This window comes from Duganella sp. GW821-FHT07G03, assembly GCF_059418605.1.
In genome coordinates this window covers 1-16,799 of sequence record NZ_JBWKQE010000021.1, presented here as the reverse complement: position 1 = coordinate 16,799, position 16,799 = coordinate 1, and the positions used below count along the sequence as shown (strand labels likewise).

Sequence of the window (16,799 nt, the reverse complement as noted above, 5' to 3'; positions counted from 1 at the left end):
GTGGCCGCCGTGTCGGTCAATGCGCCAGGCCCACCATCAGTTCCGCGATGTTGGCGTAGCCATTCAGGTACACGTCCTCGTATTTCACGTTGCGCCACAAACGCTCGACGAAGATGTTGTCCAGCGCACGCCCACGCCCATCCATGCTGATGGTCACGCCTTCGCGCTTGAGCACGTCGGTAAAGGCCCGGCTGGTGAACTGCGAGCCTTGATCGCTGTTGAATATTTCCGGCCTTCCATGATGGCGCAAGGCGTCCTCCAGGCAGTCCACGCAGAACGACGCGTCCATGCTGATGCTGATGCGCCAGGACAGCACCTTGCGGCTATACCAGTCGATGATCGCCACCAGATAGGCGAAGCACCGCGCCAATCGGATGTCGGTGATATACGTCGACCACACGTGGTTGGGCCGCGTCACCGGCACGCCCCGCAACAGGTAGGGATAGACCTTGTGCTGGGGATGCGCCTTGCTCGTGTTCGGCTCCGGCGCCATACCTGCCAGGCCCATGCTGCGCATCAGGCGCTGCACGCGCTTGCGATTGATGATATGACCGCCATTTCGCAAAAACACCATCATTCGCCGGCTGCCGTAAAACGGATGGCTGGTGTACTCTTCATTGATCAACTCCGCAGCTTGAGCTCTTGCGCGTCTTCGAGCTGGCCCCGGTGCTCGGCATCGATTCGCCGATAGACCGAGGAGCGCGGCACGTCTGCCAGGTCGCACTGCATCGCCAGCGGCACCTCATCGCCGCGCTCAATCCAATGCGCGCGCTCGGCCTGCGTCATTCCCCTAGCTTTTTTTTTTAGCCAATGGACCTACATCTTTAGCCGCCCGATCTCGCCATACAGCTTGTCTTCCGGGCTGCTTTCATCGACCGGCTTGGGACCGCGCTTGGCATCAAACAAGGCCGCAGCGTTGTCCAGGATTTCTTTCTTCCATTGGCCAACCAGCACCGGATGCACACCGTACTCCTGCGCGATCTCCGTCACCGTCGTCACCCCACGTACCGCTTCCAGGCCGACCTTGCCCTTGAACTCCGCCGTATGCACTCGCCGCTTTTTACCTTCACTCATTTGCTGTCATCCTTTCACGGACTACAGCTTAAACCATCGTCTCAGATTCGGGATCCACTATAGTCGAGTCTGGGTGCCAGTTTTCGGAATTTCACCGCGCTATCACACGCATCGATTGCGCGACATCCGGCAATTCCTGCGCAACCGGCAGTTGCGCCAGAAGGTCGGCCAGGCGCCGGTGTGTATCCGTATTGTCTTCCCCTCCAGGTAACTGCGCCAGGGCAAGCAGTGCCCGCAACGCAAACGCGCGCGAGCCCTGTCGCATAGCAATGCGGTAGGCCTTCTCCAACAGCGCCTGCGCAGCTGGGCGCCCGTCAGCCAGCCTGGCGCGCAACACCAGGTATTCCGCGCGGTAGAGGAACATGCCATAGCGCGCCATGTCCGCTTCCCCTTGCTGCAGCGCGGCCAGCGCCATGTCGGTACGCCCTTGCAGTTGCCACGATTCGGCCAGGTACAACAGGAAGCCCGGGCAACAGAACGCCGCGTAGGCGCGCATGTCGGCGAGCAGCGCGCTCATCTCCGTGCATCGGCTATGGTCGCCTATCAGTATCCGGCAACTGGCTTGCGCAAGCTGTGCAAACAGTCCGAACACAGCCAACCCCAGTTTCCCTGACACTTCCAGCAGTTCGTCGATGAACGGTTCGAGGCGCTGCGGCAAGCGGGCAGGAAGATAAGCCATGATGAGGAAGGTGAGGACATAGGCCAGGGTGAGCGGCTGGCGGGAGTCTCTTGCCGCTTCCAGGCACTCGCGCTCGGTGGCGGCATCGTCCGTCCACTCGCCGGCGAGCATGCGCAGGATGATGCCGCGGCCCGCGAGACACCATCGCGGATCGTGGGGCAAGGCGTCGTGCGTGCCGGCCGGCGCGGACCAGGGCTGGGGCAGCAGCGTTGCGTGCAGTGTCGCCGCGTGCCGGATTCGGCCGCTCAGCATCAATGCGTGCACATAGGACTCCTGCAAGCGGAGCAGGGCGGCGCCATCGCCGGCCTGCACTTGCGGCATGCGCAGCAGGCGCCTGAGCAGATGCAGTAGGGAGCGCTGCCCGTGCTGCGCCTCCGTGGCATACATCAGGGCGCGCATCGCATCGTGGTCGATTGGCAGCCCGCTTGCCGTCGCCGTGAGCAAGACCAGGCGCCGATAGTGCTCCACAGACGCATCGCTGTGGACACCTCGGACCGGCGTGACCGCCTGGTTGCAGGTCTGGCGGAATGCGCGCTCCCATTCATCCCGCTCGCTCTGGGATGGTAGGTGTGGCAGCAGTGCCAGACCGCTTTCCATCTCTCGCACGGTTTCGGGAAAGGCAACATAGCTGATCGCCAGCCGGCATGCCTTCAAGCGCCAGGACAGCGCGGCCTGCCACGCCCGCGCATCGGTGAACCAGCGCGCCGCCAGTTCCGGCGTTTGTTCGATGTCGTCGGCAAATTGCCCGGTCAGCGTCTCCGCGAGCGAGCGCGACAGTTCCCTGAATTGGTGCTGCGGCAGCGACGCGATGATGGCGTCGCGCAGCAGCGCATGCGAAAACGAAAGCTGCAACGCGGGCTCTTCACGGAGCAAACCGGTCTGCAGCAGGGCGTCGGGCGCGAAGGTGTCGAAGTCATGCGTCAGCGCGACGGCCTGCAACCATGAGCGCTTGAACGACAGGCCGAGTAGCGCCGCCAACTGCGCCAGCTTGCGCGCGAAACCGAGTTCGTCCAGGCGCACCTGCACCAGTTCGCCAATGCTGGATGGCAGCTCAGGCAAATCGGGCCGCCGTGCCAATTCGGATAAAAACAGGGGGTGACCGCCGCCGACCGACAGAATGCGCGCCGCGCGTGCCACGTCCAGCGCCGGGTTCAGGGCGCGCACCAAGGCCTGGCCCGCGTGGTCATCGAGTGCATCGAGTTCGATGCGGCAAACCGGAACGCCGCTCCACAACGGCTCCGTACCGCGTGTGCTCGCCAATACCAACACCGGCGTGTTGTCTGAGTCGCGGCCTAGCCTCGCCAAAAACGCCAGGGTGGAAGGATCCGCCCAATGGACATCCTCGATCGCCAGCACCAGTGGCCGGATCGCCGCCAGTTCCATCACGGCGGCGGCCAGTCCTGCGACCAGCTGTTCCAGGCCCTCCAGCGTTACCGGCCGGGATGCTCCCCACTCCGCCTGGGCGGCACGGCGGGCCGCCGCCGGCAGCGGCACATGGCGCGTCATCGCCTGCCGCACAAGCGCGCCGCCGGGCGCTTGCGCCGCGGCGTCGAACATGGACAGGATGGCGTGCAACGGGGTGTCCGATGAAAACGGGTCGCAATGGGTCTGGAGTATCCAGGGCGATCCGGCATCCTGCAGGAATGCGCGCAGCAGATGGCTTTTTCCCATTCCGGCGGCGCCACCGATCTGCACCAACGAGAATTCGCCGCGCTGGACCGCTTGCCAACACTGGTGCAGGCACGCCAGTTCCGCCGTCCGTCCGGCTAGCAGACCGGGGGCATGCGGCATGCCGGGCGCACCGGCGTCTTGCCAGTTGTGCCATTGCATCCAATAGCACTGCGGCCCCGCGTCCTCCCTTGTTGCCGCGCCGGGCGCCGCAGTCAACCAGTGCGGGCGGTCCAGCGCGGCGAAACATGCCGCTGTCGCCGTCAGACTGCCTTTGGCTGTCGCGGTCCCAAGGCCCAGCACCGCGCGGGCCAGGATGCCGCTGATGTCGGGCGTGCGCGCGTTGCACAGCGAACTGCCGGCATGCAGGGCCAGGGCCATGCCAGCTGTTTCAGGCACTTGCTGGCGCAGCGCGGCCGCCGCGCGCACCGCCGTCATGGCCGAACGCGTCAGGCTAGCCGGATAGCCGAACCAGGCAAGCAAACCACCCTGCGGCATACTGACCACATGGGCGCCAAAGCGACACATGACCGCGCTGCAGCGCGCATGGAGATTGTCGATGGCTTCGGCTGCGGCTTCCGCTTCGTCGTCGTCGGGCATGGGCCAGAGCACGGCCAGGACGCACAGTACGCGGCGGTCGAACTCGTTCATACGCAGATCGCCGCGCTGTGCGGCCTCTTCCCATGCGTTTTTCTTAATTTGCTGGTACAGCGCATGGGTTTCCGGGGCGGGCAGTGCAGCGACTTCGTTGACCAGCCTGCGTTCCCAATCCTGGTAGATCCCCAGCGCGCGTTGTGCAGCGCCATTACGCGAATACAGCAGCATGGCCAGATGCAGCGCCTCCTGATTGGCTGGATCGAACGTCAACGCTTGTAGCGCATGGTGCAACGCCGCCTCGTGCCGTTCTTGCCGGAACAAGTGGCTGGCCAGTTCGGTCGCCAGAGACGCGGCTCGACGGCGACAAAGTTGTTGCACGGCACTAATCCAGGCGTTCAGGTCGGAACCGCAACCTTCCCGCGACAAACCTTGCAGGAATTCGCCACGGTACAGTGCCAGCTGCGCTGTGCACGTGGCGATGTCCGTTGTGCCCTCGCGGGCGAGGAACTGGCGGACATCGATAATACAGCCGGAGGCCAGGACCAGGTCGGCCCCTGGCGTTTCCAATAGCGCGTTGGCGTCGCCCAGCACGTCGCGCAGCCGATGTAGCAATTGCCGTAGATTGGCGCGTGCCGATGGCAGCGGTATCGCTGGCCAGAACAGGGCTGCAACGTCGGCCTTGGCCACCGCGCCTTCAACGGCCAAATAGGCGAGTAAGCAAACCATGCGCGGCTTGGCATGCCCTAGCAGGGTTCTTTTGCCGAAATGCAATTCAGGTGTCCCAAGCAGGAGCAGGGCTGTGTCGGCAGGCAAGGGCATAGTGTGGCGTCGATGGGCGATGTGCGGGAGGCAGAGCGTAGCCATAACTGGCTGACTTGGCAACATGCCGATCGGCCGCGCCGATGTCACGCCGATATCACGCCCGGCTTGATACGGTAGCACATTCACACCAAAAAAATAATTGTTCGGTCCGCATTCTTCAAAGGAGGGGCAACCGACGTCCATGCTTAAGGGAATGCAGCGCAATGAATCAACTCTATCGTCTGGCCTGGGGCCGCGTCAATCACGCCTGGGGTGCCGTCGCAAAAAATGCTCGCGGCCATGGCGAATCCGTTTCGCCCCACAAGCCCGCGGCTGCCGCTGCGGCGTTGTCGCTGAGCGCCATTGCCGTCGCCCTGACCGCCTGTGGCGGTGGGGCCGGCAGCGCAAGCGGAGCGCAGACCGTCGTCGCGTCCCCAAGTACCACCCTGCGCGGCGTCGCGGCCGACGGTTACGTGCAAAGCGCCACGGTATCGCTGATACTGGCAGGCAGCAGCACCGTCATCTCCACCGCTCAGACCGATGCCAACGGCCGCTACAGCCTGACGGCCGGCGTCACGCCCGCCCAGCTTGCCGACGCCCATTTGGTCGTCAGCGGTGGCATCGACAGCTCCACCAACACCCCATTCATCCACAGCATGATCGCGCTGGTGAGCGACGCCACCCAGCCGCTGATCCCGATCTCGCCCCTGAGCACGGTCGTCAGCGCCATGGTCTCTTCCGGCGTCGCCGGATCGGCGGAGCAAGCCGCTGCCCAACTGGCGACGGTATTCGGCTTGTCCGCCTCGACCGTCCTGAATCAGGACCCGATGACCTTGATTTTGCAGCAACCGACCTTATTGCAACACATGGTCGCGCTCCAGCAAGCGCTCAACCTGCTCGCCTCGGCGGAATCGGGCAATGCGGCAAGCGGCAGCAACGCCGAAGCGAACGCGGTCACGAGCGCCGCGTCGGCTATCGGCGCAGCGATCGTACAGCAAGCCGCCGCCATCGCCGCCCAGACGCAAGCTCAACCGAATCAGGCTGTCAGCCTGCCTTCGATCGGCACGCTGGTCACGGCTGCCGCCACGCAAACGCGGTTCTTCGCCCATGCCGCAGCCATGCAGGCCACGGCGCCGCTGGCGGCACAGGTCGCCAATCTGACCGAGGCGACAATTGCCGCCAGCGTCAGCCAGATTTTGCAAGCCAACCCGAACGCGGGAGCCGGCATATTGACCGGCAGCGCCTTGGCGGCTGTGCAAAATGCCGTGAGTGTCGGTCTGATCGCCATCGCGCCGGTGCAAACCGCCGCGCAGGCAGTGGCGACGCAAAACGCCGGCGCGACGCCGGCCGCGCTGGCGGCTACCATCGCCGTATCGCCCACGCTGGCTAGCATTGCCGCCAACGCCGGCGCCGGCACGGCTGCAGTGCAAGCATTGGTGGCCGCAACACAAAGTCTGACGAGTGTGCCGGCAGCGTCCGCCACACCCAGCGCCGCGCTCAGTGCAATCCAGGTAGCGGTGACAGCGGCGGCGCCGACGCCAGCGATCACGATTACGCCGACGCCGACGCCGACGCCAACTCCAACGCCGACGCCAACACCGACGCCAACACCGACGCCGACGCCAACACCGACGCCAACGCCAACGCCGACGCCAACGCCAACGCCAACGCCAACGCCAACGCCAACGCCAACACCAACGCCAACGCCGACGCCAACGCCGACGCCAACGCCAACGCCGACACCGACACCGACACCGACACCGACACCGACACCGACGCCAACGCCAACGCCAACGCCAACGCCCACACCGACGCCCACACCGACGCCGACGCCCACACCAACTGTGCTGAACCTGAACACGCTGAATGGAAGTATTTCTTCCCCGGCGATCGTCAATGCCACGTCGGGTAGCGGGCGTTTTAGCTTTACCGCCAACGTCGCGACCGCCAGTTTTACCCGCATCACCAACTTCGGCGCCGACGACAGCATTGCCATCACCGGAGGCGGGAGCAACGCCCTCGTCGTCGCCAACAGCGGCGCTGACGTGGTATTGACCGTCAACGTCAACGGCACCGTGACGCGGATCACGCTGATCGGCGTGAGTTCACCGTCGGCCATCATTGGCTCCCTGGCTGCCTTTAATGCGCTCGGCGGCGGCAAGGTGAGCTACCAATGAAGCTGAATACCCACCTAGTTTTTGACTCCTCGCATCATTCCCTATTCGGAGACATTGCCGTGAAATCCATCTGCCCGCAGTACCACAACGACAACCAGTCCTTTCTACGTCATGAATGGCAAAGTACGCCTTATACGATCCTGATCGCCGATGCCGACCTGGAAGACCTGGATATCTTGCTCGACGACCTGGCATCTGGCGTGCATATCCGCCTGGTTCGTCAGGGGGAAGACGCCATCGGCCTGATCGCCGCCGCGCTGGCCACGCCCGGACTGGCAACGCTGCATTTGCTGGCGCACGGCGCCCCCGGCGCGATCAGTCTGGGCGGGCACGCACTGACGGCCGGCGACTTCCGCCAGCGCTTCGACGGCGCGGCGGTACGCGACCTGGATATCGTCTTCTGGAGTTGCCGCACCGGCGCCGATGCGGCGGGCCAGTGTTTTGTGCAAGCCGTCGCCGACGCCACCGGCGCCCGTGTGGCTGCCGCATATGGCCTGGTGGGCAATGCGGAGCAGGGCGGCAGTTGGCAGGTGAGTCCGCATGTGAACCCGCCGTTCAGTGCGCGCGCGCGCATGCTGTTTCCACACGTACTGGCAGACATCACGGATACGGTGGCCAACGTGCAGGCGCAACTCCCAGCCTTGCTTCGCGATATAGACCATCTCGGCACCGTCACGCTCACCGACGTGACGCCGGCGACGTTGGCTTACACGGTCAACGGGACCGAAAATATTGCGTTGAGGACGTTTTTTGAGCATATGGTGCCGAGCGGTGTTGTGACGATCGCGTTGTCCGGCACTGCGGCCAATCTGGGGGCGGATCTTTCCGCCTTGCTGTACTGGCCCAATTACTACCATGACGGCACTTATCCTGGGATTCATGCGTTGCGCGGCTATTCGGTGACGTTGACCGATACCGGGCCGGCCACGCTGGCCTTGGCGCTGGACGGGAATGAAGGCGCCGGTTTGAGCGTGTTACTGGAGCGGGTCTTGGCGCCGAACGCCCAATTGACGATCGCGCTATCGGGCTCCACGCGCAGTTTATTGCAAGACTATAGCCCCGTCACACCCATGGGTAATATGAGCGGTTTCGCCGGCGTGACAGTGAGCGATACCGATGGCCCAATATCCCTGGCTGATGCAATCAGCCTGAGCATCAGGTACGGCGCGGCGCTGTCGCCGCTTGCGATCGTCGATACCGCTGCGAACCTGCAGCACCATCTCGCCACCATCGTCGCCAATGCCGCTAGCATCGGCAGTATCACCTTGACCAATACCTCGGCTGCCACCTTGGTTGATCTGGTCAACGGCGACAACGGCGCCGGCCTGGGGGCGCTGATCGGAAAAATCACGCCGAACAACCACGTCTCGATTGAGTTGGCTGGCACGACGCTCGATCTGGAAGCGGCGTATGGGGCCGGCCTGGTTGGCTTGAACGGTCTGAGCGGCTTTGCCGCCGTGACGGTCGCGGATGTCGACAGCGTGGTCGGCGCCGTCGATGCGGTGCAGCTCATCGCCGACTATGGCGCCGCCTTGCGCCTGTTCACGGCGTCGCTCCAGGTGGCGGACTCGGCGAGGAGTTTGCAGGGCCAAATCGCCGCTCTGACCAGCAATCAGCATCTTATCGGCAACATTACGCTGACCGATGATGCGCGGGGAGACCTGTTCTACACGGTTAGCGGCACCGACGGTGCGGCACTGCGGGCGCTGCTCGGCAAGATCGTACCGAATCCCTACGTGTCACTGACGCTGGCCGGCTCGCTCGCAGACCTGAAGACGGCTTACGGTGCCGGCCTGTCCGGCTTGGCTAGCCTGAGCGGTTTTGCCGGGGTTTGGGTGCACGTAAACGACAGCACAGTCAGTGCCGCCGACGCGGCAACGTTGAACGCTGATTTTGGCGCCTTGACGCAGTTTGCAGTGTCGGATTCGACTGCCAATGTGATTGCTCATTTCGCCACCTTGGTCGCCGGCATTGAGCATACTAGCAGCGTCACGCTGACCGATAGCCAGGCGGCAACACTGGCGTACACGGTCAGCGGCACCGACGGCGCCAATCTACAAGACATGCTGGATCGCCGGCTCGCGAACACTGCCCATGTCACGTTGGCCTTGTCCGGCACGGCCGCGAATCTGGAGGCGGCCTATCACGGCGGCTTGACGGGATTGCACAACCTGGGCGGCTTTGCCGGGGTGACGGTGGCGCCCAGCGATGCAACGTTGGGCGCCACCGACGCGGCCGCGCTGGCTTACGATTTCGGTCCGCTGCTGCGGCCGCTGACGGTGAGGGACACGGTGGCGAACGTGCAGACGCAGTTCGCCGGCCTGATGGCAGTCGCTGGCCGTCTTGACCACATCGAGCTGAGCGACGCCGGCGCGCCGTCGATGCTGGCCTTTGCGGTCGATGGAATCGACGGCGCCGCGCTGAAGGCGCTGCTCGAGAAGATCCTGCCGGGCACGGGCGCCCCCGGCATGCCCGGCCTGCCCGATATGCCCGGCATGCCACCCGGCCTTCCGCCCGACATGCCCGCCCAGAGTAGCCAGGTGCGTTTGGTGTTGTCGGGCACGGCCGCCGGTCTGGAAACGGCCTACCAGGCCGGTTTGAGCGGATTGAACAGCTTGAGCGGCTTTGCCGGCTACACGGTGACGGTGACGGAAAAGACCATCGGCGCGGCCGACGCGGCGGCGCTGGTCGCGGACTTCGGCGCCGCTGTGCAGCCATTCCATGTATCGGACAGCATCAGCAACGTGCAGGCGCACCTCGCCGACTGGATCGCCAACCCCGCGCAGCTCAACGCCATCGATCTGACCGACGCCGGGACGGGGCCACTGGCCTACACCGTCAGTGGCATGGACGGCGCCTCCTTGCAGGCGCTGATCGGGAAGCTTTACCCGAGCTTCGGCCTGACCCTGGAGATCTCCGGCACGGCAGCCAATCTGGAGGCGGACCACGACGCCGGTCTGGGCGCCGCGGCTGGCTTGAGTGACTTTGCGTCGGTCTCGATCCGAGTGACCGATAGCACGGTCGGCGCGGCCGACGGGGCGCGCCTGGCGGCCGACTTTGGCGTGGCGCTGCGTCCGCTCGCGCTGTCCGACACGGCAGCCAATGTGCAGGCGGCGCTCAGCGCCCTGGAAGCGAACATCGACGCTGTCGGCAGCATCGCGCTGAGCGACGCCGGGCACGTGCTGACGCTCGGCGTGACGCCGGGGGCGACCAACGGGGCGGCGCTGGCCGTACTGCTCGATAAGCTGGCGGCGGGAGGCGACTCCGTGGCCTTGAGTGGCGCGGCGACCGACCTGGCCTCGCTCGGCGCCGCCACGCTGGCGCATGCCGCGGCACTGACGGTGAGCGGGACCACCTCGGTCGCCCAGGCCGCGACGTTGCTGGGCGACGGCCACGTCACCACCTTCGCAGCCATCGCCGATACGGCGGCCAAGCTGGCCACCTTGTCGGGCGGTGCCTGGACGGTCAACCCGGCGGTCCATGGCGCCGCCAGCGTCACCATCTACGGCGCCATCCCGGCCGAGGAGCTTGCGGCCATCAAAGCGGCCGACGCCGGTGCAACGGTGGGCTTTGCCGGGCTCTCGTCACCGAACACCTTTATCATCGAGACGCCGTCCACGCCGACCTGGACGGTCGCCAACGCCATGGTTGTCGAGGCGATCGACAGCCCGAGCGCCGCCGGGCACACCATCCATATCGCGGCGGGAGGACAGTTGATCTTGAGCGGATCGGCCGGGCCGAACGAGATCGTGTTCGACAGCTTCAGCGCGGCGCAGTTGTGTGTCTCCCGTTCCGGCACGACGGCCATTTTCACCGACATCAGCAGCGCGCGGCAAATCGCGGCGATAGGCACCGATGTGGAGCATGCGGCTTCACAGACCGTGACCTACAGCGATGGCTCCCATGTGGCGCTGACGCTGGTCGGCACCGTTTTGGCACTCAATGGCGTTGCCATTTCGACGCTGGGCGAGATCCTCTAATTGGGGCAGAGCGTGGGCGGCGGCGGGGGATGGTCGCGCTCTATTGTGTATCATGCCGGGACATGTCATTAAATCATGCAATTAAAACAGTTCAGGACATACATGGCGAACATGTCAGTATCCGGAAGGCGGGTCGGCTGGTGCTTGGGCGCTTTGTGTTTTGCACAACTCGCCCTGCCGATCGCCAGGGCTGCCGACGAGACCAACACCGCATCCGGGGCGCTCCGCCTGTCCGGTTTTGCGACCCTGGGTCTGACGCATAGCGACAACGCCGACGCCGGCCTGGTCTTCTCCCATACACAGAAAACTCCGGTGTTCAGCGGTATTTCCCCCGACCTCGACTCGGTGTTCGGCCTGCAACTGGACTGGCAGGCGATGCGGGACACGACGCTGCTGTTCCAGGGCGTGGCACGGGCCGGAAGCGACCTGAAGCCGGAAGTGCGCATGGCTTTTTTGCGCCATCAGTTCGGCAACGGCATCGCCTTGCGGGCCGGCCGCATTCGTAGTCCCATGTATTTCGACTCCGACGTCGCCGAAATCGGCTTTGCCTATCTGATGGTACGCCAGCCGATGCCGCTGTACGCGCAAGTCAACAGTTCCGCCGCCATCGACGGTGCCGACCTGCAATGGCGCCATGCCGTCGGCGATGCCGCCTTTCTGGTGCAGGGCTACTATGGCGGCTACCGGTACAAGCGCCGATTCGATCTGTATCACAGCGAGGCCGACGTCACGCTGAAAAACGTGCGCGGACTGGCCCTGAGCCTCACCCTGCCCAATCTGACCGCGCGCGTCTCGCGTACCTGGATGGGCGACTTCACGCTGCGTTCGCCCGCCATCGATCTATTTGATGTCGGCACCGCCAGCGCAGTCAGGGACTTTCGGAGCCTGGCCGCCAACCCGTCGCTGCCGGCGGGCGTGTCGGGCAAGCTGACGACGCTGGCCGACCAACTGTCGGGTTTCATTCGCCCCGTCGATGGCCCCGTGATTTACAGCAGCGTCGGCTTCGACAGCACCTTGAACAATTGGCGTCTCATGGGCGAGGCGATTCAGACGCGTTCCGCCAAGGCCTTGGCCGGCACGTATCAAGGGTATCAATTAACCGCCGGCTACAACCTGCGCGAGTGTACGCCCTACGTCTCGATCGCGCGCGAAGACCGGATGAGCGCGCCGAACGATACCAGCGCGCTGGCGGTCAACGGCGTCACCCCGGTGCTGGACCGCGCACTCGTGCTGTTGAGGGGGGCGCTCGACCTGGCAGGCGCGCGCTCGGATTTGTCGACCCGCTCGGTCAGCCTCGGCGTGCGCTACGACTTCCAGGAAAACCGCGCGCTCAAGCTGCAATATGACTACCTGAAAACGCCGAGCGCCATGACGCCCGGCTTCTTCGCGGTCTCGCAGGTGCCCTTCAACAACCGTGTCAATCTGTTTTCTGTCACGCTCGATATGATCTTCTGAGGCCGCCCCATGATGAAATTCTCTACGCTCTTGCTGGCCGCCGGGCTGCTGGTTGCTTCCGCCGCCGCCCATGCCGAGGACCCGCTCGTCGTCATCACCAAACGCGACGCGCCGGTGGAGAAAATCGATGCGGGCCAGGCCACGCAGATCTTCTTCAAGCAGATACAAACCTGGCCCGACGGCACGCCGATAGAGCCGATCGACATCAAGGAGGGCTCGGCCCTGCGCAGCGAGTTCTACCGCAAGGTGACTGGACGCAGCGTCGGCCAGGTGCGCGCCTACTGGGCCCGCCAGGCATTCACCGGCATGGGCTTCCCGCCCAAACAGGCGGCCACGCCCGAGGAGGCGGCCAGGCTGACGCGCTCCTCGCCGGGCGCGATCGGCTATGTCGGGCGCAGCCAAGTGGAGGAGCCGCTGAAAATCGTTCTCACCGCCAAGTGACGATGCGCCATTTTTTCGCACCGACGATATGGTTGTCCGAGCGCCTGAGTTTTTCGCGCAAATATCTGCTGATCGGCGGCGTGGTGCTGATCGCCCTGGCGGCGCTCAGCATCCCGCTGTTGCACCGCGACCGCGCCGACATCGCGCTGGCGCAGCTGGAACGGGCCGGCTTGCAGCGCTATATCGCCCAGACCGATATCCTGGCCGGCCTGGTGTCCCTGCGCAGCCGCTCGGTCGGCGGCACCGGCGCAGCGGCCGCAGCGCCGGACCAACTGGGCCGCGACATTGCCCAGCTGCTGGCCCAAGCCCATTCGGCCGGCTTGCGCGAGCCGGCCGAGCGCTTCGAGCGCAGTTGGGCGGTGGGCAGGCGGTTCGCCCCGGAGGATGATCCACTGGGCCGTTTCGCCAAGCTCACGGGGGTGATCAATGCCATGCTGGGCCTGATCCAGGAGAGCGCCCGCGTGCACCGCCTCAATGTCGATCCCGAACTCGACGCCGCCTTCGACATGCTGTCGGATCGCCTGCCGCTGGTGCTGGAGACGCTGGCCAAGCAGCGCGACGCGCTCGCCCTGAACACTGGCGAGATGGCCCTCTACGCCGTTGGCGCCCAGGTCGTCCTGAGCGAATCGGCGACCGGCCTGAGGAACGGCATGGCCCAATTGCAGGCGCGCCATCCCGCCGCGACCGCGCTCGAGCCGGCACTGAGGCGATTTCTCGCGCAGCTGGCCCTGCAGCAGGAGGCGGCCGACAAGACTCTGTCCGACCACGCCGGCACCGATGAACTCGGGGGGCTGGCCATCGCCAACTTGGCATTGGCGCGCCAGTTGCTTGGCGACGCCGCCGCCGTCGCCGACGCGCATTTGCTGACCCGCATCGAGCGCCTGCAGCACTGGCAATGGAGCATTGCGGCCTTGCTGCTGGGCGCCATCGGCGCGATCGCCTATTTGTTCGCCGGGATCTACCTGTCCACCTTGCGTTCCCTGAAGCGTCTTTCCGAAGGCACCGAAGCGTTCCGCAGCGGCCGGCTCGACACCCGCATCCACATCGACACCCGCGACGAGCTGGTGGTGGTGGCGCGCAACTTCAATTCGCTGGCCGCCGAGTTCGGGCGCCTGTTGGACGTGATCCGAGAGCAGACTGCGTCGCAAACGGCGGAGCGGGAGCGGATGGAGATGGCGCTTATCGAGGTCAGCGAAGCCCAGCAAAAAAGCATCGGCCAGGAATTGCACGACGATCTGGGCCAGCACCTGACCAGCGTCGCCTTCTTCGGGGCGGCGATGGCGCAACGCCTCGAGGACAGCGCGCGGCCCGAGGCCGAGGCGGCGCAACGCATCGTCGACCTGGTCAACCAGTCGATCGACAAGACCCGCCGCATCGCCAGGGGACTTTATCCAGCCGCGCTGGAGTCGCAAGGCCTGCCGTCGGCGCTGGAACAGTTGGCCGACAATGTGCGCCACACGGTCGGCATCGGCTGCACCGTGCGCGTCGCCCGGGACGTCCACGTCAGCGACCCCGCCGCCGCCATCAATCTGTACCGGATCGTCCAGGAAGCGATCAATAACGCGGTCCGGCATGGCAAGGCGCGCACAGTCGAGATCGCGCTGGATTGCCGCGACGGCCGTTGTCGCCTGGCGGTCGGCGACGACGGCATCGGCTTCGATCCGGAACTGGTCGGACGCCACCATGGACTGGGCCTGAGCAGCTTGCGCTTCCGCGCGCAACGGCTGGGCGGCGACGTGGCGTTCGTGAAAAATGCCGGGGGCGGCGCGACCGTCGTCATCAATTATCCCGCCGAGGGCGGACAAGGACAGCACAATGAGCCTCAATAATACCGATGGATCCCGCGCGGCGCGCATCATGATCGTCGACGACCATCCGATCGTCAGGGAGGGCATGGCCCAGTTTCTCAAGCTGCAGGACGGTTTCGATCTGTGCAGCCAGGCGGCCAACATGGACGAGGCGCTGCTGGCGATGTGCGCCGGCGCGCTGGACCTGGTCATCGTCGACATCTCGCTCAATGGCGACTCCGGCCTGGAGTTGATCAAGGAGCTGCGCCGGCTGTATCCGGCACTGGCGATCCTCACCCTGAGCATGCACGATGAGTCGGTGTTCGCCGAACGCGCCCTGCAGGCCGGCGCCAACGGCTACCTGATGAAGCAGGAGGGCACCGCACATATTCTGCTGGCCGTGCACACGGTCCTGTCCGGGCAGACCTATCTGAGCGCCGCCATGCACGATCGCCTGCTGCGGCAGCCGGCGGCGCCGGGACCCGCCGGCCCGGGGCCCCTCGCCAACCTGAGCGAACGCGAGTTCAACATCCTGCACTTGATCGGACAGGGCTTCGGCACGCGCGAGATCGCCGAAAAACTCAGCCGCAGCGTCAAGACCATCGAAGCGCATCGCGCCAATCTGAAGGACAAGCTTCAACTCGACAGCGGGCAGGATTTGGTGCGGTTCGCGATCCAGTACCTGACGACGGGGTAAATCGGGGACTTTCCCCTATTCTCGGCAGGATCCGCCGATGCTACAGTGTTGATTGTCAAAGCGGCATCATTCAGCGGATGGGTGAACGATATGAATGAAGTCAAGAAAATGCCGACACCGGCGGCTTTGATGGCGGCGTCAACCGTGGCTTCGTCGAGCGAGATGTACCGCAGCGGCTACACGATATCCAGGCAAGCGGAAGCCGCTTTAGCCAGCGCCGCCGCGACTCGACCAGTGACGGCGAGATGGACGGGCGCTCCGGTCCGGGCGGGGCTTGTTTCACGCTGTGGCTGCCTCAACGCCGCACCACGTAGGCCGGCCGGTGAGCGCCGCGCGCGCCAACGCGGCCTTGTGTTGTATTGGCGCGGATCGGACGCGCATCTACTCAACGCGGCCTGTAGCACATTTGTGCTGCAGACGCGCGCGTAGCGAAAGAATCAGATGGACAAAAACACGATTAAATCGCGATAGCGATGCCGTATCGGCTGGGCGCGCGTATCCAGCCCGCTGTGATCTCCCCGCCGTTCGCACGCGCGACGCGGCCCTCGGGTCGGTGGACCCTATTTCTCATCAACAGAAAGCGACTATGAAAAAATTAACAAGCGCATGTTTATTGGCGATGGCGGGTTTCGCCGGCACGGCCCAGGCGTACGTCCACGACACCTATGTCTACTCGTTTATCGGGAATTGCACGTCAAGCTGTCATCAAGATTCGATCGACGGTGCGGACTTGGTATTGTCTGCCAATTACGTCCCCGGCACGGCCATCACCGCAAACGATTTTGTCTCGTTTTTCTATGACGGCAATGCAGTATCCGGCTCGATTTCCGTTCGCAATCTTGCCCCCTCGTTCTCCATCAGTGGGACCATGCCTGCGACGCTCGGCGTTTACGCGAAGGAGGATTTCCATATTTCCAATGTTTTCAATGGAAATGGCTTGAGCTTTCACAGCGATAGCAACGGTAGTTGGGACGCCCGTGTGTATACCGTCCACCATCCAATAAATGGCAATTTGGGCGACACCGGTCGCTGGATGCTGACCGGCGTGCCTGATCCGGTTGCGCCACCGATTCCGGAACCGGCGAGCTATGCGATGCTGCTGGGCGGCTTGGCGCTGCTTGGCATCGCCGCGCGGCGTCGCAAAGTCTGAGCGGTTTCGCCCTGGAGCGCTGGAGCGGGGCATTGCGGACCACGCGCATGGCCGGCATGCCGGCCTGTCGCGGTGCGTCGCCTAGGAAGTCGCAACGATGCCGGCGCGTTTGGCATCAATGGCGATGCGCCGCAATCGCGACCAACTCAAGCGTCGGATCGAATCGGTGCGACTGTCTCAAAGCACGATCCGTTTTGGAGAAAATCATGAAAATAGTTAGGGAAGCGCTGATTAATTCGTAGTTTTTGAAGTGCCGTCGATTTTCAGCGAGAAAAATCGACGACACGAGAAAT

General features: G+C 64.5%; 10 protein-coding genes. 7 read left to right on the top strand and 3 right to left on the bottom strand.

Annotated elements, in window-relative coordinates:
* Positions 1-16: 16 nt before the first annotated feature.
* From AC07OK_RS22975 to AC07OK_RS22965, 3 genes are all read right to left on the bottom strand, one after another.
* Positions 17-724 (bottom strand): IS3 family transposase, encoded by a 708-nt coding sequence (locus AC07OK_RS22975; RefSeq protein ID WP_494692461.1) that lies wholly within the window; start codon positions 722-724, stop codon positions 17-19.
* A gap of 92 nt (positions 725-816) precedes the next feature.
* Positions 817-1,074: a transposase gene (locus AC07OK_RS22970; protein WP_494692460.1), complete on the bottom strand. Its 258-nt coding sequence runs from the start codon at positions 1,072-1,074 to the stop codon at positions 817-819.
* A 91-nt stretch (positions 1,075-1,165) separates the two neighbouring features.
* Positions 1,166-5,023 carry an ATP-binding protein gene (locus tag AC07OK_RS22965; protein ID WP_494692459.1) on the bottom strand — a complete coding sequence of 1,286 codons (3,858 nt, stop codon included), beginning with the start codon at positions 5,021-5,023 and terminating at the stop codon, positions 1,166-1,168.
* A gap of 269 nt (positions 5,024-5,292) precedes the next feature.
* Here AC07OK_RS22965 and AC07OK_RS22960 point away from each other — a divergent pair, with 269 nt between their 5' ends.
* The 7 genes from AC07OK_RS22960 to AC07OK_RS22930 all read left to right on the top strand — a co-directional run bounded on the left by AC07OK_RS22960 (position 5,293) and on the right by AC07OK_RS22930 (position 16,506).
* Positions 5,293-6,996: a hypothetical protein gene (locus AC07OK_RS22960; protein ID WP_494692458.1), complete on the top strand. Its 1,704-nt coding sequence runs from the start codon at positions 5,293-5,295 to the stop codon at positions 6,994-6,996.
* Complete coding sequence (locus tag AC07OK_RS22955) at positions 6,993-10,976, top strand: DUF4347 domain-containing protein (protein WP_494692457.1); 3,984 nt, start codon at positions 6,993-6,995, stop codon at positions 10,974-10,976. The genes AC07OK_RS22960 and AC07OK_RS22955 overlap by 4 nt, the downstream gene beginning before the upstream one ends.
* Before the next feature lie 102 nt (positions 10,977-11,078).
* Positions 11,079-12,431, top strand: coding sequence for a hypothetical protein (locus AC07OK_RS22950; RefSeq protein ID WP_494692456.1), 1,353 nt, complete (start codon positions 11,079-11,081; stop codon positions 12,429-12,431).
* A 9-nt stretch (positions 12,432-12,440) separates the two neighbouring features.
* Positions 12,441-12,872: a substrate-binding domain-containing protein gene (locus AC07OK_RS22945; RefSeq protein ID WP_494692455.1), complete on the top strand. Its 432-nt coding sequence runs from the start codon at positions 12,441-12,443 to the stop codon at positions 12,870-12,872.
* A gap of 2 nt (positions 12,873-12,874) precedes the next feature.
* Entirely contained in the window at positions 12,875-14,701 is a 1,827-nt protein-coding gene (locus tag AC07OK_RS22940) for a sensor histidine kinase (RefSeq protein ID WP_494692454.1), read from the top strand.
* Positions 14,688-15,356, top strand: coding sequence for a response regulator transcription factor (locus AC07OK_RS22935; protein ID WP_494692453.1), 669 nt, complete (start codon positions 14,688-14,690; stop codon positions 15,354-15,356). The genes AC07OK_RS22940 and AC07OK_RS22935 overlap by 14 nt, the downstream gene beginning before the upstream one ends.
* Before the next feature lie 586 nt (positions 15,357-15,942).
* Positions 15,943-16,506 carry a PEP-CTERM sorting domain-containing protein gene (locus AC07OK_RS22930; protein ID WP_494692452.1) on the top strand — a complete coding sequence of 188 codons (564 nt, stop codon included), beginning with the start codon at positions 15,943-15,945 and terminating at the stop codon, positions 16,504-16,506.
* Positions 16,507-16,799: the final 293 nt, after the last annotated feature.